1 protein-coding gene is annotated in these 1430 nt (G+C 43.4%); it reads left to right on the top strand.

Annotated features, from left to right (window positions below; genetic code table 11):
- Window positions 1-166: 166 nt before the first annotated feature.
- A partial coding sequence (gene dnaX, locus B4H32_RS11495) for a DNA polymerase III subunit gamma/tau (RefSeq protein WP_286803161.1) occupies window positions 167-1430 on the top strand: 1264 nt, incomplete at its 3' end.

The raw sequence follows: 1430 nt of genomic DNA, 5'->3' as shown, positions 1-1430 counted from the left end.
GATGATGAAGCCGAAAATAAATCAATAACGTGTATTGTCCCTTGAGTTGAAAGGCGGTGCAAGCCTTGTATCACAGCCAACAAACCCTAATTTTGATCAATCAGTTCGGGATTCATTCACAGCTTCTTAAAAACACAGTATGCTAAAGCGGCTATAAGGAGTATCCATGTATCAAGTATTGGCAAGAAAATACCGTCCACGTAATTTCAATGAGTTAGTGGGGCAGAATCATGTCTCCCGTGCGTTGACCAGCGCATTGGAGCGCGGAAGATTGCATCATGCTTATTTATTTACAGGGACGCGTGGTGTGGGTAAAACCACAATTGCCCGTATTTTAGCCAAATGCCTGAACTGTGAAACAGGTGTGACCTCAACCCCATGTGAAGTTTGTGCCACCTGTAAGGCCGTGAATGAAGGGCGTTTCATTGATTTAATCGAGATTGATGCTGCGTCACGTACCAAAGTTGAAGATACCCGTGAGTTACTGGACAATGTTCCTTATGCACCAACTCAGGGTCGCTTCAAAGTCTACCTGATTGACGAAGTGCACATGCTTTCAACGCATTCATTTAATGCTTTATTAAAAACGCTGGAAGAACCGCCAGAGCATGTGAAGTTCTTGTTTGCAACCACCGATCCACAGAAATTACCCATTACGGTGATTTCTCGTTGTTTGCAGTTTACCCTGCGTCCTTTGGCTGTTGATGAGATTACCACGCATTTAACCGCAATTTTAAATAAAGAGCATATTGAAGCTGATCAGGATGCGATCTGGCAAATTGCTGAATCGGCACAGGGTTCATTACGTGATGCATTATCCTTAACGGATCAGGCCATTGCCTATGGTCAGGGAGCTGTACATCATCAAGATGTCAAAGACATGCTGGGGCTGATTGACCGAACCATTATTTATGACCTGATTTTAGCAATTCATCACAACCAACAAGCGCATGTCAGCCAGTTGTTGTTGCAGTTTAGGCAACAGGCTTTAGATGTTTCTCTGGTTCTGGATCAGTTGGTTTCAACCTTGCATGAGTTGGCGTTGTTGCAGTATCTGCCTGATCTTGCCTTGAAATACAGTGAAGAAATCAATCGAAAAATTCTACATTTGTCCAAACTGATTTCTGCTCAGGATTTGCAGCTTTACTATCAGATTGCATGTAAGGGACGATCTGATCTGCAACTTGCAGTCACGCAAGAGCAAGGTTTTGAAATGTGTGTCTTGCGTTTGCTCGCATTTAGACCGTTATCTGCTGGTGAAATTACTGTTGGGGGCACAAACCCACAAAATATTGTAGTTTCTCATCAGCAAGTCGTTTCAACTGAGCCAAGTCCAGCAGAAATTCAGCAATTGCAGCAAGTTACTATTGTTGAAGAACAGCTTGTCGTTCAGCAGGAAATGGTTAGTGTTGAACCTGAACCTGAACCTG

This window comes from Acinetobacter sp. UBA2063, from assembly GCF_002333245.1.
Taxonomy (GTDB): Bacteria; Pseudomonadota; Gammaproteobacteria; order Pseudomonadales; family Moraxellaceae; genus Acinetobacter; species Acinetobacter parvus.
The sequence above is the reverse complement of the archived record's forward strand: the minus strand, read 5'-3'. Positions and strand labels throughout refer to the sequence as shown.